The 14977-nt window shown below is 61.0% G+C and carries 9 protein-coding genes; 1 reads left to right on the top strand and 8 read right to left on the bottom strand.

All coding sequences use genetic code 11. The features are described 5' to 3' along the window. Nucleotides 1-115: 115 nt before the first annotated feature. On the top strand, nt 116-604 hold the full coding sequence (locus KZH41_RS20125) for an Hcp family type VI secretion system effector (RefSeq protein WP_242150975.1): 489 nt from the start codon (nt 116-118) through the stop codon (nt 602-604). Between the two features lie 1225 nt (nt 605-1829). Here KZH41_RS20125 and KZH41_RS20120 read toward each other — a convergent pair. From KZH41_RS20120 to KZH41_RS20085, 8 genes are all read right to left on the bottom strand, one after another. Then, complete coding sequence (locus tag KZH41_RS20120) at nt 1830-4340, bottom strand: fimbria/pilus outer membrane usher protein (protein ID WP_263273574.1); 2511 nt, start codon at nt 4338-4340, stop codon at nt 1830-1832. Nucleotides 4341-4425: 85 nt separating this feature from the next. Next, nucleotides 4426-5157, bottom strand: coding sequence for a molecular chaperone (locus KZH41_RS20115; protein WP_094953714.1), 732 nt, complete (start codon nt 5155-5157; stop codon nt 4426-4428). Between the two features lie 74 nt (nt 5158-5231). Beyond that, on the bottom strand, nt 5232-5834 hold the full coding sequence (locus KZH41_RS20110; protein ID WP_094953713.1) for a fimbrial protein: 603 nt from the start codon (nt 5832-5834) through the stop codon (nt 5232-5234). 194 nt (nt 5835-6028) lie between these two features. After that, nucleotides 6029-6676, bottom strand: coding sequence for a response regulator (locus tag KZH41_RS20105; protein ID WP_094953712.1), 648 nt, complete (start codon nt 6674-6676; stop codon nt 6029-6031). A gap of 23 nt (nt 6677-6699) precedes the next feature. Beyond that, on the bottom strand, nt 6700-9873 hold the full coding sequence (locus KZH41_RS20100) for a hybrid sensor histidine kinase/response regulator (protein WP_094953711.1): 3174 nt from the start codon (nt 9871-9873) through the stop codon (nt 6700-6702). An 83-nt stretch (nt 9874-9956) separates the two neighbouring features. After that, on the bottom strand, nt 9957-11150 hold the full coding sequence (locus tag KZH41_RS20095; RefSeq protein ID WP_242150966.1) for an EAL domain-containing protein: 1194 nt from the start codon (nt 11148-11150) through the stop codon (nt 9957-9959). Beyond that, nucleotides 11137-13935, bottom strand: a complete 2799-nt coding sequence (locus KZH41_RS20090; protein ID WP_263273573.1) for an ATP-binding protein — start codon at nt 13933-13935, stop codon at nt 11137-11139. Before KZH41_RS20090 ends, KZH41_RS20095 begins: the two co-directional genes overlap by 14 nt. A 57-nt stretch (nt 13936-13992) precedes the next feature. Next, nucleotides 13993-14973: a fimbrial protein gene (locus KZH41_RS20085; RefSeq protein ID WP_242150960.1), complete on the bottom strand. Its 981-nt coding sequence runs from the start codon at nt 14971-14973 to the stop codon at nt 13993-13995. Between the last annotated feature and the right edge of the window lie 4 nt (nt 14974-14977).

Here is a 14977-nt window from a genome sequence, read left to right as displayed (position 1 = left end):
GCCAATTCACGTCGGGTGCGTCTCTATCATGCTTTGGCGTCTTGCGTGCGCCGTGGCGGCTGAGGAAAAGTGCGCCCCGCGTCACTACCGACGCACACCAAGGCAGGGAGCAAACATGGCCGTCGATATGTTTTTAAAATTGGGCGATATCAAGGGCGAATCCAGGGATCAAGCCCATCGCGATGAGATTGATATCACCCACTGGGCCTGGGGAATGTCGCAGTCGGGTTCGATGCACAGCGGTACGGGCGGCGGTGCGGGCAAGGTCAATATTGCCAACCTGAACCTGACAAAGCCGCTGGATAAATCCAGCCCTAACCTGATGATGGCCTGCGCCAGCGGCAAGCATTATCCGGACGCGAAACTGGTGGTGCGCAAGGCGGGAGGCGCGAGCCCGGTGGAGTATCTGGTGATCACCCTGAAGGAAGTCATGGTGGTGTCCTACAGCAGCAGTGCTGAAAACGGCGCCGATGTGTTGCAAGACAGCTTCGCCCTGAACTTCGCCACCGTCGACGTCAGCTACCAGCCGCAGAAAGCCGACGGCGGCAAGGACGGCGGGCCGGTGAAGTTTGGCTGGAACATCCGGCAGAACGTGAAGGCCTGAGGCCCAGCCAACCCTTATTCTTCCAACTACAGCGTATCGGTAGCACCTTGGCCAATGTGGGAGCGGGCTTGCCCGCGATAGCTGTCTGCCGGTCACCGAATGCATGAGCTGACACGCCGTTATCGCGGCATAGGTATCTACGCAACTTTTTGTGTGTGATGGGTTTAGGTAGATTGAGTACATATCCGTTGCTGCGGTAACGGCGGCTTATGGTTTCGCTCTTACAGCGAGTCACTTTTTTACAAACGCCTAAAAAAGTAACCAAAAAACGCTTTGCCCCACCACTCGGTGCCTCGCTAAGGCTCGGCATGCCCGCACGCAGGCTTGAATCCGTGGGCCGCCGCGATGGGCCATCCTTGGCCCAGCGCGGCTAACCCGGCGTCCTGCCGGGTTACCCACGGATTCAAGCCTGCGTTCGGCCATCGTGGTTAACGGGGCCTGTCAGATCAAAAGCAGATCAAGATCAAAAGCAAGAGCACGGCGGCCTAGTAGCCGACCTGAGTGGTTGAAGCAAAAGCAGGGCAACAGCAAAGCAGCACCACTTCTACCTGATGAAATGAGTTCCAAATGTGGGAGCGGGCTTGTCGGATCGCCGCACCGCTGCGATGCAGACAGCTCGGTCTATCAGTGACACACAGTTGATGCCATCGCAGGCAAGCCAGCTCCCACATTTGATTGAGTTTCAGCTTCCACTATCAGGTCGGCTGTCAGGCAGCCTCGGCTTTGCTTTTGATTTGCTTCAACCACTCAGGTCGGCTACTAGGCCGCCGTGCTCTTGCTTTTGATCTTGATCTGCTGTTGATCTTGATCTTAGGCGCCCCGTTAAACCACGCTGGCCGAACGCAGGTATTACGGAGCGGGTAAACCGGCAGGACGCCGGTTTAGCCGCGATGGGCCAGGGACGGGCCATCGCGGCGGCCCGCGGAGTAATGCCTGCGTTCGGGCACACCGAGCCTAGGCGAGGTGCCGAGTGGTGGGGCAAGAGCCCTTTTGGTTACTTTTGGCTGGGCCGGCATTCCGGGCTCTTTTCCAAAAGTGACCCGCTGTAAGAGCGGAACCAATATCAGCCGTGACCCAAACAACGGATATGTACTCAGCGCCCTCCGACAAACACAACACTCAACCCGTAAAAAAAGATGTGTAGATACCTATGGCTATCGCAGGCAAGCCCGCTCCCACATTTGGATTTTTATACATCAGAGAGAGGGTGTAGATATCGCCCCCTTCAAGGCGTGCACACCAACGCCTGGCGCTCATAGTTCAGCGCTTTATTCTGCGGGGGCAACGCATAGGTTGCACTGCACTGCTGCTCACCCCACTTGATAACCAACGTGCCCTGATCCTCCTCCACCAACGCCAGCGCATTGCCATTCGGGTCCGCAATCGCCAGTTGCTTGCCGTTCGCGTCCTCCAGCGAAGCCCCAAACGACAGCGGCTTGCGCTGCGCATCAAACAACTCAAACAACACCCGCCGCCCGGTGGTGCCGCTGTAGTGCGCCACCACGATTGCGCCACGGCGCGGCACCACTTGTTGGGTGGCGTTGGTGATTTCCACATCGCCGCCCAGGTCGCGGGTGTCCAGGCTCACCCAGTTCACCCGGTAGGGCTGGGCGTTGGGGATTACCGCGTAGCCGTTGTAGCCGGTCTCTACACCGCTGTAGCTGCTGATTTTTGCCCCGGAGATACCCGGCACTTCGGCCAGCGCGAAGGTCTCGCTGACGGTCTGCCCCAGGTTGATGCCGCCTGCGTGAGCGACCACGGAGCCTGCGAGGTTGAGGTTCTGTGAGTTGTAGCCCTGGCCCTGGCTGTAGCCGAGGCTGACGTCCGCTACCGAGGTGCGGCTGTTGATATTCGCCGAGCCGGAATCGCCGCTGGTGTCGCTGTGGCCGGCCTGTACCGAATAGAACGTGTCGCTGGTGTCGGCGACGTAACCATTGATGCCCGCCTGGGTGGTGGTGTCGCCATGCTGCCGGCTGGTGGTGACAAACGCCCGTGGCGCGCGGGCCTGGCTGCCCAGCGGGAAGGAAATCGACAGGTTCACCTGGGTGTCGCTGCTCGGCTGGCCAAAGGTGACGATTTGCTTGGTGCGCGTCACGCCGAGGTTGTAGCTCAGGTCGCCCCAGTTGCTGGTGTAGCCGGCGGAAAAACTCTGCGAGCCGCCGCGGTTCCAGTAGCGCTGGTCGCTGGCGTTCACGTACACGCTGCCGAACTCGCTGTTGCGCCCGATACTCTGGTTGATGGTCAGGTCGGTGCGGGTTTTCGAATGGCCGGTGCGCACGCGCACATCCTGGCTGCTGTCTTCGACATGGTCGGTGAGGGTGCGGTAGCCCTCGGTGGAGTAGCGGTACGCGGCCAGGGTGAAGTTGGTGTCGGTGCCGGTAAAGGTTTTTGCATACAGCGCCCGCACGCTGCTGCCCTGGGTGGTTTTGCCCTGCGCCTTGCTGGAGGAGTGAGTGGTGTCCAGCGAGAAGGCGCCGAACGAGGTGTTCTTACCGGCGCCGATGGACAGCGCGTTGTAGTCCTCGCTGGTCTGCAAGCCGACAATCGCGCTGAGGTTGCTGGTCAAGCCGTAGGCCAGGGTGCCGCTGAGAAAACGCGGAGTCGCCAGGCCGTCCGCGTTGCTTTTGAACGTGCCCGCCGAGAGGCTGTACTTCACCTGACCTTCACGCACCATGATCGGCAAACTGGAAAACGCCTGCATCGTCACGCGGCGCGTGCCGTCGGCTTCGATCACGGTGATTTGCAGGTCGCCGTTGGAGCCGCTGGGGTAGATGTCGTTGATCTCGAACGGCCCCGGTGCGACGTTGGCGGTGTAGAGGATGTAGTCGTTCTGGCGGATTTCCACTGTCGCGTTGGTCTGCGCCACGCCACGGATCACCGGCGCATAACCGCGCTCGCTGTCGGCACGCATGCCGTCATCGGAGGCGAGCTTGAGGCCGCGATAACGCACGCTGTCGAACAGGTCGGTGTCGGAGAAAATCTCACCGGCGCTGAACTGGCCCTTGATCGCAGTCACGTCGTGCTGCAAGTAAGTGCGGTTGCTGGTGTAGGTGTTCGAACGCCCGGTGCCGCCGCTCAGGTTCGACTCGTTGCGCAAGCGCCAGGCACCCAGGTTGATGCCGTTGCGCAGGCCGAGGTTATTCGAGATGCGGGTTTTGTAGTCGCCTGCAGTGCGGCTGCTGTTGAGCTGGTAGTTGACGAACGCGGCGGGCACGCCTTCATCCCATAACTGCGGGTCGACGTAACCGCGCAGGCCACGCTGCATGGCCACTTGCGGGATGCTCGCCATCAAGCGCAGGCGGCTGCTGTCGTAGCGCACGCTGGCGTCCTCGATCATCTCAGCGAGGGCGTAGCAATCCTGCGGCTGCTGCGGGTCGATTTTGCCTTCGGCCTGCAAACGGTGCATGTCAACGCCCAACTGCTTGAGCAAATCGAGGGTCAGGCAGGCTTCGACCCGGCCGTTTTTCGGGTTGCGCTTGAAGTCGATGTCGCGCCGGCCCACCAGTACTTCGTTGCTGTACAGGTCGACGCGGTAGTTGCCCGGCAGCACGCTGTTGGCCGAGAGCAACTGCTGCAAATCGACCGATGACTGCGAGCCTTGCAAAAAGGTGGTGTTGAAGGTTTCCGCAGCCTCGTCCGCCATTGCCCAGGCCGGCAGGCTGGCGGCAATCGCAAGCGACAGCGTCTTCAACTTCAGTGCGCCACGCGCGGGCCTGTTACTGGAAAGAAAAGACATGCGAAGACCTGTGACATCCCTGATTGGCGAACAGGCGGGCACGCAAACACGCACGCGAAGTGAGCCTGTGGGTTAGAGAAAAGGCTTAGGGTTTGAGGCGTGATTCAGTCGCGTGCGCGGCGACGCCTGACAGGGGCGCGGTGTAGTGGTTCTGCGCGCCGTAGTCATTGATGCTGGAAAACGACAGTTGCACCGAGCCAGCCGCGGGTGGCGTCTTGAGCGGGAACTGTTTTTCCTCGCCGGGCGCGATCATGGTCGAATCGCTGGCCAGCTGCGCCTGCACCTTAATGTCGGCCATGGACACGTGGTACAGCGTCGGGTTTTTCACCTGCAACAGGGTCTGTGCGCCGTGCTTGGCCAGCGACCATTCAAGCTGTGCAGGGGCCTGCAACGCACTGCCGGTGAGGCCAGCAGGGCGGTAAAAAATCTTGATGCGTTGGCGGATGGCCAACTGCAAGGTGTTCTCGGCCTCACTGGCCTTGGGGATTTCCTGCACATTCAGCCACACCACCGACTCGCGGTCCGTGGGCATGCCGGTGCCTTCGTACAAGATGCGCAGCAGTTGCTGTTCCTTGACGAATACGCGGGCCAATGGCGGGGTGACGGCAAACGGTGCGCGGCTGGCGCTGGCGTCGTTCATGTCGACCCAGGATTGAATCAACACATCCTGGTTGCCGTTGCGCACGGTGATGTTGGCTTCTTTGTGGTCGCCATCAAATACGATACGGGTGGCGTTCAATGAAATGCTGGCGGCGGCCTGGGTAGCCATAAGCATGCCCAGCAGCCCCAGGCTTGCGGCGATATAACGAGGCAGCATGAGGGTTATCCGGTGTAATCAAAGAGAATGGCGAGGCCGTTTGGCCTCGCGCGATCGGTGCTCGGGGCGCCGAGTTACTCGTATTGCAGGATGAACGGCAGGGTGGCATCACCGCGACCGGCGGTGGATGCACCGGCGGCACCCGTGGTGACGTAGGCAGCCGCGAAGCTCAGGGTGGCGTCGCCGCCCGCAGTGCCTTGGCCGTGCATGGCGCTTTCAATGCGTGCGGTGCTTGTCGAGCTGAGGTCGATCAAGGTGCCTGTGCTGTCGAGCAGGGCGATACCGACGTTTTGCGCGGTAGCCGAACCTGGGTTCAGGGCCAATACTTTCTTGCCGTTGACCAGACCCGAACCGCCATTGTTGGCATCAAAGATCATCGCGACTTTGGTGCCCTGGTTGCAGTTGACGTTCAGGTTGAAGTCTTTGGCGGTCACACGGCCGGCGGTTGGGTTTTCCGCAGTGCCCATGTCCTTGATCGAAACGTTGCCCATGTCCACCGAAATAGTGCGGTCAGAGTTGGCGCCGTCTACCGAGCAGGCGTCGTTGTTGATCACGCCGGTGAAGGTGATTTTACCGCTGCCGCCCAGGGTAGGCGTCGGTACCGGATCAACGGCAAATGCACTGCCGGAAGCGGCGATAATGGCCGAGGCGATAACAGCCAGGGAAAACTTCTTCATGATGATGTCCGTAAGTGTTAGTTGGAAAATGCTGTTGTTGAACTGCGAGGAAAGAATAAGAGGCGAGGCGCTGCGAGCGAATAAGACGATTCTTATAAGCCGCGCTATAGACGGGTTAGTTGCACCGCAAGGCAGGTGGGGAACCAGCAAATAAAGGGCCAAGCCATTGCCTGGGAATGGCTTGCACGTTGTGCTTAGTTGAAGATGTTGCGCGCCAGGCAATAGGCGAGAAGGTCCTGGTCGCTGCTCACTTCCAGTTTGCGCATGGCGGATATTTTTTGTGCACTGATGGTCTTTGAACTGCGGTTCTGGCTGCGTGCAATATCACTCACGCTCATGCCGGAAATAAACAAACGCAGGATCTCGAACTCTTTGGGCGACAAGCTGGTAAAACGCTCGTCGATGGCCGTGAGGGTCTCGATCACCGAGGTCTTGGGCGGCTCCAGGCTGCGATAGGCGCTCTGTTGTGCAATGGCCTTGAGTGCCAGTTGAATCTCGGTGTGCAACTGGCTTTTCTGGATGATGCCGACCACGCCCAGCTCTTGCAGGCGAGTGAGGATAAGGTGATTGGAGATCATCGTCAGGATCAGGATCTGCACCTGCGGAAAATGCCGTTTCAGGTACTCCACCAGCTTCAGGCCATCACCATAGGGCGAGTCGCCCGGCATGTTGTAGTCGGTGATCACAATGTCGGCGCCCTGATGCTGCAACAGCTCGATCAGGCCCGCCGAACATACCGCTTCGCCCACGACTTGAAAGCGTGTGTCGCGCTCCACCAGCTCGCGTACCCCAAGCAGCACGATTGGGTGATCGTCCGCGATAACCACGTTGAATTTTTTCATAAAGGGCCGTCCGTAGTGCCAGTTCAAGTGAGGGAAGTGTGCCCGGGCTGGAGAGTTTCCAGGACGGCCGACAGTCGCTGCATCACAGTCTTCACCTTGAGCTCAAGTGAAGTGTCGAGGCTGCCGCGGTTCAATGCGCTTTCCAGTTCGATGCAGGCCTGGGCCAAGTCGAGCGCCTGCACCGCGCCCAAAGCGCCGGAGGCCGAATGCAGCAGCTGGCCGAGGGTGCGCGCGTCGCGCTGCGCCAGTGCCGCGCCGATCCGCTGCAAATCCTGCTGCACGCTGCTGATGAACAGCGGGCGCATCTTGTCCGACAGCTGCACGCTGTCGTCGAACGTCTCGGGCGGTGGTTCCACCGGTGGCTTGACTTTGCACTGCTTGACCAACTGCGCGCGCAAGGTTTGCAGACTCAAAGGTTTGACGATCCAGGCATTCATGCCCACCGCCAGGCAGCGCACGCCTTCTTCGCGCATGGCGTTGGCGGTTACGCCGATAATCGGCAACTGCCGGTCATGCGCCCTGAGGGCCTTGGTCAGTTCATAGCCATTCATCAAGGGCATGTTCACGTCAGTCAGCACCAGGTCGAACGCCTGCGGTTGCCACAGCTGCAGCGCCTGTTCACCGTTGGCCGCAAGGGTCACCGAGCAGCCGAGCGCCTCCAGTTGTTCCTTGATGATCGCCTGGTTGACTGGATTATCCTCCGCCACCAGGATGCGCAGCCCCAGCCGCCCTGCGCTTTGCGGTAGGGCGGCCGGCGGATGCTCGTGCTTGTCGTGCTGCGCCAACGACACGGTGGCGGCAATGGCGCGCACGTCGTGCATGTCCACAACCCAGCCCTGTTTCGTGTGCCGTGGCGGGGTGTGTGCGCCCGGCAGGCACAGCACGCGTTGGCCGGGCCAGGGGCGGGCGGGCTCATTGGGCAGCACATCGACCAGCACCGCGTGGCGGCTGTCCTGTTCGGGCGTGGACGCCGCCAGGGCTGCCGTAATACCCAAACGATTGAGCCAGTCACACAGCGACTGCGCCAACTCACGCACCGGCGCCTGCACATACACAGGCGTTGGGCTGGGTTCGATCAGCGGTGTGTTGGTCAGGGCACCGCTGCACAACGGCAGGCGTATTTTCAGGGTAAAGCTGCTGCCCAGGCCCGGTTCGCTGACCACCTTGATTTCACCGTCCATCATCTGCGCCAGCCAGCGGCAAATCGACAGCCCCAGCCCGGCGCCGCCTTCACTGGCGGTGTCCGGTGCCTGGTAAAACACGTCGAACAGCTTGGCCTGCTGCGTTTCGGGAATGCCCACACCGGAGTCTGTGACCTGCCATTCGAGGTCGACGTTGTCGGCGTCGAATGTGGTCACTCTGGCGCGAATGACCACGCGTCCGATATCGGTGAACTTGATGGCGTTGCTCACCAGGTTATTGAGGATCTGGCGGATACGCATCGGGTCGCCCATTACACAGTCCGGCAGCTGCGGATCGATGCAGCTATAGAGTTGCAAACCCTTACGCTGGGCGAAGGCGGCGTAGGTGTGCAACGTGTCTTCGAGCATGTCCAGCGGGCAGAACTCCACGGCTTCAATCGCCATTTGCCCGGCCTCGATTTTCGATACGTCCAGCACATCGCTGATCAACTGGAACAGCGTGGCGGAGGAACGCTGGATCGTATGCAGGTAAGTTTGCTGATGGGGGTCCAGGTCGGTCAGGCCGAGCAGTTCCAGCGTGCCGAGCACGCCATACAACGGGGTGCGAATTTCATGACTCATGGTCGCCAGGAACAGCGTCTTGGCCTTGTTGGCGGCATCGGCGGCGCGGCGGGCGTCCTCCAAGGTCTGGGCGTCGTCGATATGCCGAGAGATGTCGTTGAACGCATACAGGCGCACGTCCTCGGCCTGATAACGGGTGGAGACAAAGCCGACTTGCAAGTGCCGGCCTTCGATCTCAAGGTGCGTTTCGCCGCTCTCGGCGCTGTCGTGCATACCGGCCAGGGTGGCCACCAGGTGTGCAGTGCCCGGCCATTGCTGGGCGCGTTGGTTCTCGATCAACACCTTGGCGTCGCTGCGCCGTACCACACACAAACCGGTGGGGGCGGTGTCGATAATCACGCGGCTGAACGCCACGCTTTCGGCAATCCGTTCGTGGGCCAGGCGCGCCGGCGCGATAACCTGGCGCCGGTACCAGCGGCTGCCGGCCCAGCCCAGGGTAATCAGGCTGCCGAGCAGCAGCGCCAGGGTGCTCAACGGCCACAAAGCCGAATGAAAGAAGTGTGAGTAGTTCAGGCCATAGATCGCGCTCCAGGGCTGGGCGCCCGCCTGGGTAATCTTGAATTCAAAGCCGTCTGCGTTGAAGTGCACGCCATCGCTGAGCGGCGCTCCCACTTCGGGGCCGATCAACCGGTTGCCATCGGGGGCAATCAGGGTAAAGCGGTCAAATGCCGAGTGTTCCAGGGCGCGTTGCACGTCGTCGACCTGAGCCATGTCGAGCAGGGTGCCGACCACCGCCTGGCCCTGGCCGTCGAGGGGCAGACCGATGTAAGCCAGCAGGTGCTCGGACCCGGGGCCTGCCTGCCAGTACACGCGGTTCTGTTCCAGTGGTTGTGGCGTCTGCTCAAGGGTTTGTTGCACTGCGTTAACCAGCGCCACCAAGTTGCCGGTTTCCTCGGTGCTTTCCCGGCGCTGGTAGCCCACCGACGGTACGGTGATGGCGTAGTTCGCCTGGCGATTGAGCAGAAAGGTTTGCGGCGCCTCATACGGCGATGACGACCAGAAGGCGCTGAAATAACTAGTTAGGTGCGCGCCCAGGGCAAATATCTGCGGCCGGGTGGCGGGGCTGACCTGTTGTTCATCGAATTTGACGCTGAACGGTACCGAAAACGAATACTTCTGGCCTTCGTACAGCGTGCGGTGGTTGTCGACCATGCGGCTTTTCAGGCTGACATGAACCTTGGTGGCGCGCAGCAGTTCGGCCTGGATGCCCGGGTGTGTCAGGCTCTTGAGGTACGACTCCTGTTCCGCCAGGTTCTCCATCAGGCGCGCGAAATGAAAGCGTGTCGCGCCGTAGCGGGTTTCGACCCCGCGTTGCAGTGACCAGTAGTTGGTCAACACCAACAGTAACGCGATACCGAGCAGCACCATCAGCCCTTTGTTCAGGCGCAATGAGCTGCGGGTAAAGGCTTCGAGGACCGCATTGTTGTGCTTCATCAGGGGTTTCCGCAAGCGCAGGATAAATCGGCACAGGATGGAGCTTACTCCTTACTATCGAACAGATAATCCCTGGCCGCCAACTAGTGAGATGTCGCGGGGCCATCATTGTTCAGTAGTTGTTGAAATTGTTCAGAAGAAACCGCGTGAGAAATCAGGAAACCCTGCACCTGATTGCAGTCAATCTTGCGCAGCAGGGCCAGTTGCTGCGGTGTCTCGACACCTTCGGCGACCACGGTCAGGCCGAGTTTGCGGCCCAGCGCGATAATGCTCGCCAACGCCTGGGCCATCCCTTCGTTGTCGTGGCAGCCCTGCACCAGCGACTGGTCGATCTTCAATTCGGTAAACGGCGTGGACACAAGATTCAGGTACGAGCTGTAGCCCTTGCCGAAATCATCCTGCGACAGGCCGAAGCCCTTGATGCGCAGGCGGCAGGCGCCGGCGTAGAAGTTGCTGATGTCCTGGGGCACCGAGCATTCCATCAGCTCGAAGCAGATCATTCCCGGGATGCCGTCGTGGTGCAGCACAAATTCCAGCAGGCGGTCGGCCAGGTCGTGGCTGTTGAGCAGGTGGGTGGGCAGGTTGATCGATACCGGGATTTCGTAGCCACGCTGGCGCCAGCGTTCCTGGGCGTGGATCGCCTGCTTGAGCACCACCCACAATAGTCGCTCCTCCAGCTCGAATGCCTTGATCGCCGGCAGGAACGCAGCGGGCAGCATCACGCCTTGCTCGGGGTGCATCCAGCGCACCAGTGCTTCGGCGGCGACAATGCGCCCGTTAGCCAGGGACTTTTTCGGCTGGAACCAGGCTTGGAGCTGGCCTGAGCTCATGGCCTGGACCAGGGTGTGGCGGTCGATGTCCAGGTGTTCGGGCAATGCGGGGGAGGGCTTGCGCACGCTGTTCCTGAGCTGGTCCACCAGGCTGCGCAGGGCGTCGGCGGCGACGGGCTTGGAGATCAGCCCGATCACTTCCACATCGAGGTTTTTCGCCACCAGGCTTGCCGCCATCAACATGCGCCGCGACGCCGCGCTCATGATCGCCAGCGCCGGTTTGCAACGCAGGCTGGCCAGGCACTGGATAAATTGCACGCCGTCCATGCCGGGCATCAGCAGGTCGGTCAGTACCAAGTCGAAATCGCGCTTACGCAGACGCTCCAGTGCTTCTTTGCCGTCCTCGGCGGTTTCGAGCATGAAATCCCCCAACTCACTGAGCAGGTGCTGCAGGTAGACGTGCTGCAGGGGATGGTCCTCAACGATCAAAATACTAAGGGGCTTCATGGTTGATCCGTGCATAAGGCGCCAGGGAGTTGAATAGAGCCCGCAACGCAAAGGGTTTGACCAGGCAATGGTTCATGCCGGCGGCCAGGCACAGGTCGGCCTCGCCGCGCATGGCGTTGGCGGTGGCCCCGATAATCGGCAACGGGCAGCCCTGGCGGCGCAGTTCGCGTGCCAGGTCATAGCCGTTGATGTGGGGCATGTTCACGTCCGTCAACACCACGTCGAAGTTGCCGGCGGTGTACAGCTGCAACGCTTCCTGACCATCGGCCGCCAGCTCCACGGTGCAGCCGAGTTCTTCGAGTTGGTCGCGCAAAATCAGCTGGTTGATGATGTTGTCCTCGGCCACCAGCAGGTGCAGGTTGAGTTTGTTCAGGTCACTCTGGCGCGTCTGCTCACCGGCGCGGGCCACCCACAGCCCTTGGGCCTGGCTCACGGCCTGATGAATCGCGCCGAGGTGGTTGAGGTTGACGTGCCAGGCGCCGGCTTCGGCCTCCTGCGCGGTGCAGGCGTTACTGCTGACGTGGATCACCGGGCCCGGCCACTCGGGTGCCAGCAATGGGTCGACACTGCCGGGGTGCACTTGCAGCAGCAGATGGTTTTCCGGCAGCGTCGGCAGGCCGGCCTGGGCGCGAGCCCCCCAGCGGCGCAGCCAGCCGCTGATGGAGTGCGCCAGCTCTTGGATCGGCGACACCACGTAAATGGTCTCGGCCAACAGCGGGGTCATCGGTGGGGTCGGTGCTTCCTCCAGCGGCAGGATCAGACTGAAACTGCTGCCCAGCCCCAGTTCGCTGACCATGCGGATATTGCCATTCATCAATTCGGTCAGACGCTGGCAGATCGGTAAGCCCAGGCCGGTGCCGGCGACCACGTTGGTGTTGCCTTCGCTCTGGTAGAACGGCTCGAAAATCATCGCCTGGTCTTCCTGGGCGATGCCTTTGCCGGTGTCCGAAACCTGCCACAACAGGCTCGAGCGCTCGCCATCGCGGCCAAGCACTTTGACCCGCAGCACCACGCGCCCGTAGTCGGTGAACTTCACCGCGTTGTTCAGCAAATTGTTGAGAATCTGGCGGATGCGCGTCACGTCGCCGATCAGCCGTTCCGGCAACTTCGGGTCGAAGCAGGCATACAATTGCAGGCCCTTGCCCTGGGCGGCTGCGGCGTAGCCCTGGATGATTTCGTGGACGAGGTCCAGCGGTGAAAACTCGCTCATTTCCAGCGCCAACTGCCCGGCCTCGATCTTCGACACGTCCAGCACGTCGCAGATCAGTTGCAGCAGGGTCGAAGATGAGCCTTCGATGGCATGCAGATAGTCTTTTTGCTGGGCGTCCAGTTGCGTGCGTGCCAGCAATTCCAGGGTGCCGAGCACGCCGTATAGCGGCGTGCGGATTTCATGGCTCATGGTCGCCAAGAACAAGGTCTTGGCCGCGTTGGCGGCGTCTGCCGACTGCCGCGCTTCTTCCAGCGCCGCCTCGACTTGCTTGCGCGCACTGATATCGCTGAAGGCGCAAAACAACACGTCCTCGCCCCTGTAGCGGGTCGGCGCGCTGCTCAGGTACAGGTGGCGGCCGTCGATGGTTTCAAAGTAATCGCTGCGTTCGGACGGTTCACCGGCGTAGGCCTGCTCGATCCAACCAGCGCGCAATGCCTTGCACTCCGGGCCGTTGCCCAGCCATTGCTGGGCCAGGGTGTTTTCCAGTACCACCTGGCCGTCGGTGCGGCGCAGCACACACAGCGCAACGGGTGCGGTCTGGATCACATCGCGGCCGAACGCCTCGCTCTCGATCAACGCCTGGATGCGGTGGATCGAGGGAATGATGAAGCGCTGGTCGACCCGACGCATCACCAGCCAGATCAGCGCCAGACTGAACAGGCAGAACAGCAGCGAACCCAGTAGCTGTTTCCACAATCCGTTGACCACCGCGCGCAGGTCGATGGAGTACATCAACTGCCAATCCGAGGATTTCAGGTGTTTGCGGATCACCAGGTGATCGGGCAGCAAACCGCTGCCGACAAAGCCGAAGAAGCTTTCTTCGCCGGGCCGCAGGTGTTGCTGGCGTGCCTGCGTGTCATCGCTGTTGGTAAACACCAGCGTGCCTTGGGCGTTGAGCATCATGAACTCGCCAGCGCTCTGGTCGCTGAGGGTTGAGGACACTTCGCGGCTTTCCATTTCCAGGCCCAGCCAGCCGGAAGTGGGGTCTTGGCGGTCCAGGCGGATGAAAATATACAGGTGCGAATGGTGCTCGGTGCGGTCGCTCAGCCACAGCTCGCTGAGCATGGCCGGGTCGCTGTGCTGTAGGGCTTTGAGGCGGTTGAGCATGCACTTGGACATCGGCAGCACCTGCGTGGTCGCGTCGTACAGCCGCACCACTTGCGGGTTGGGGCCGGCGTTCACATAAAGCAGGTTGAGCTGCTTGGCCTTGAGGTAGTCGCGCATGCGCGCGGTCAGCCAGATGCTCCACTGGTTGCCCGGCGTGTCGCCCAGTTGCAGGTGTTGTTCTTCCGGCGAAGAGAGGTAAACCCTGGACTGCTTGCGTACCGCCGACAGGCTCAGGCTTTCGAGCAAGGCTTCGCGGTTGGTGAAAAAGGTGTGGGCTTCGGCGATAGCGCTGCTCATGTAGCCGCGGCGCTGGGAGATATCGTTATTGAAGGTCGACAGCAGAAAGGTATACACCCCGCTCAGGATGCCGATGAGCAGCACGGTCGCGAAAATACGAAGCAGCCTTCTGGCTGCTTCGGGTCGGGAGAGGACGGGGTTGATTTGGAGCAGATAACTTTTCAATCGCATCGGCGGACTTTAAGCGTCGACCTTTGCGCGTGGCATAAGACGATCCTTAAAAACCCGCTACTTGTAGTACATATCCACCACCACCGCGGCGTCGAATGCGCCGGGAATCGGCAGGGTGCGCCACTTCAGGTCAGCACGAAATTCATCGTGGCTCTGGCCCAGGCCCATCAGCTCCTGCAGGGTGAACCAGTTGTTGAACGGTAACGGTTGCTGGCTCTCGGCGCGGGACAACGAGATGCCCACCGATTTGTTGTTATCCGGCACCAGCAAGCCGTTAATCACGCTGCCGCCGCCCGGCGTGGTGGCGAAGCGTGCGCTGACGGTGTAGGGCGTGTCGCAACCCTTGCGCAGGTTCAGGCTGAAGTTCGCGGTGCTGGCGACTTCACCGATTGAAAACTTACGCGAGGGCATAGGGAAGTTGACCACGCTGGGGGTGATGGTCAGCTCGGGCGTGCAGGGCACGAAGCGGATGCCGTTCATGCCGGTGACCACGTAGTTGAAGTTGCTGTTGGGCCGTGAGTTGAGCCCGCGCACGCCGTCGAGCTGGAACACGCGGTACGAGGTCAGGGTACTGGCCTGGCCGCTGGGTGGCGTGGGGTCGTACTTCTCGATGTACACGCTGAAGTTGAGCGTGAAGCGCGCCTTGTCCCAGCCGATGCAGTTGGAGGTGCAGCCGCGGTCGGAAAAAAAACCGGTGCCGACCTTGCCGGTACTTTGCGTAATCGGCTGGTTGTTATAACGAATGCCCACGCGGATACCCGTTCCGATGCTGACGTTGCCCGGGTTGACGTAGAAGTACACTTCTTCGCGGCCGACTTTGTAGTCGTCCTTGCAGATCACATTGGTGGAGCGCGGGCCGGACTCCCAGATGATGCTGCCGTTGGGTGCATCGGCAGCTACCGCCAGCGCGGTGCCTAGTGCCTCTTGGGTAATGATCGAGCCGGTGCCGTCTTCACGGCAGGCCAGTGCGTGGCTGGTCGCGGGCAGGACCGCGCAGGCCCACAGCAGCATGGGTAAAAAGCGTTTGGTCAGTGACATTGGT

It is taken from the genome of Pseudomonas sp. YeP6b (assembly GCF_025642995.1).
In the GTDB taxonomy this organism is placed as follows: domain Bacteria; phylum Pseudomonadota; class Gammaproteobacteria; order Pseudomonadales; family Pseudomonadaceae; genus Aquipseudomonas.
Note: the sequence above shows the minus strand (reverse complement) of the source record. Positions and strands in the feature narration are given on the sequence as shown.

Excerpts from the sequence above, each read along its gene's own strand:
- KZH41_RS20125 (WP_242150975.1), top strand. The coding sequence starts at position 116 with ATGGCCGTCGATATGTTTTTAAAATTGGGCGATATCAAGGGCGAATCC.
- KZH41_RS20120 (WP_263273574.1), bottom strand. The coding sequence starts at position 4,340 with ATGTCTTTTCTTTCCAGTAACAGGCCCGCGCGTGGCGCACTGAAGTTG.
- KZH41_RS20115 (WP_094953714.1), bottom strand. The coding sequence starts at position 5,157 with ATGCTGCCTCGTTATATCGCCGCAAGCCTGGGGCTGCTGGGCATGCTT.
- KZH41_RS20110 (WP_094953713.1), bottom strand. The coding sequence starts at position 5,834 with ATGAAGAAGTTTTCCCTGGCTGTTATCGCCTCGGCCATTATCGCCGCT.
- KZH41_RS20105 (WP_094953712.1), bottom strand. The coding sequence starts at position 6,676 with ATGAAAAAATTCAACGTGGTTATCGCGGACGATCACCCAATCGTGCTG.
- KZH41_RS20100 (WP_094953711.1), bottom strand. The coding sequence starts at position 9,873 with ATGAAGCACAACAATGCGGTCCTCGAAGCCTTTACCCGCAGCTCATTG.
- KZH41_RS20095 (WP_242150966.1), bottom strand. The coding sequence starts at position 11,150 with ATGAAGCCCCTTAGTATTTTGATCGTTGAGGACCATCCCCTGCAGCAC.
- KZH41_RS20090 (WP_263273573.1), bottom strand. The coding sequence starts at position 13,935 with ATGCGATTGAAAAGTTATCTGCTCCAAATCAACCCCGTCCTCTCCCGA.
- KZH41_RS20085 (WP_242150960.1), bottom strand. The coding sequence starts at position 14,973 with ATGTCACTGACCAAACGCTTTTTACCCATGCTGCTGTGGGCCTGCGCG.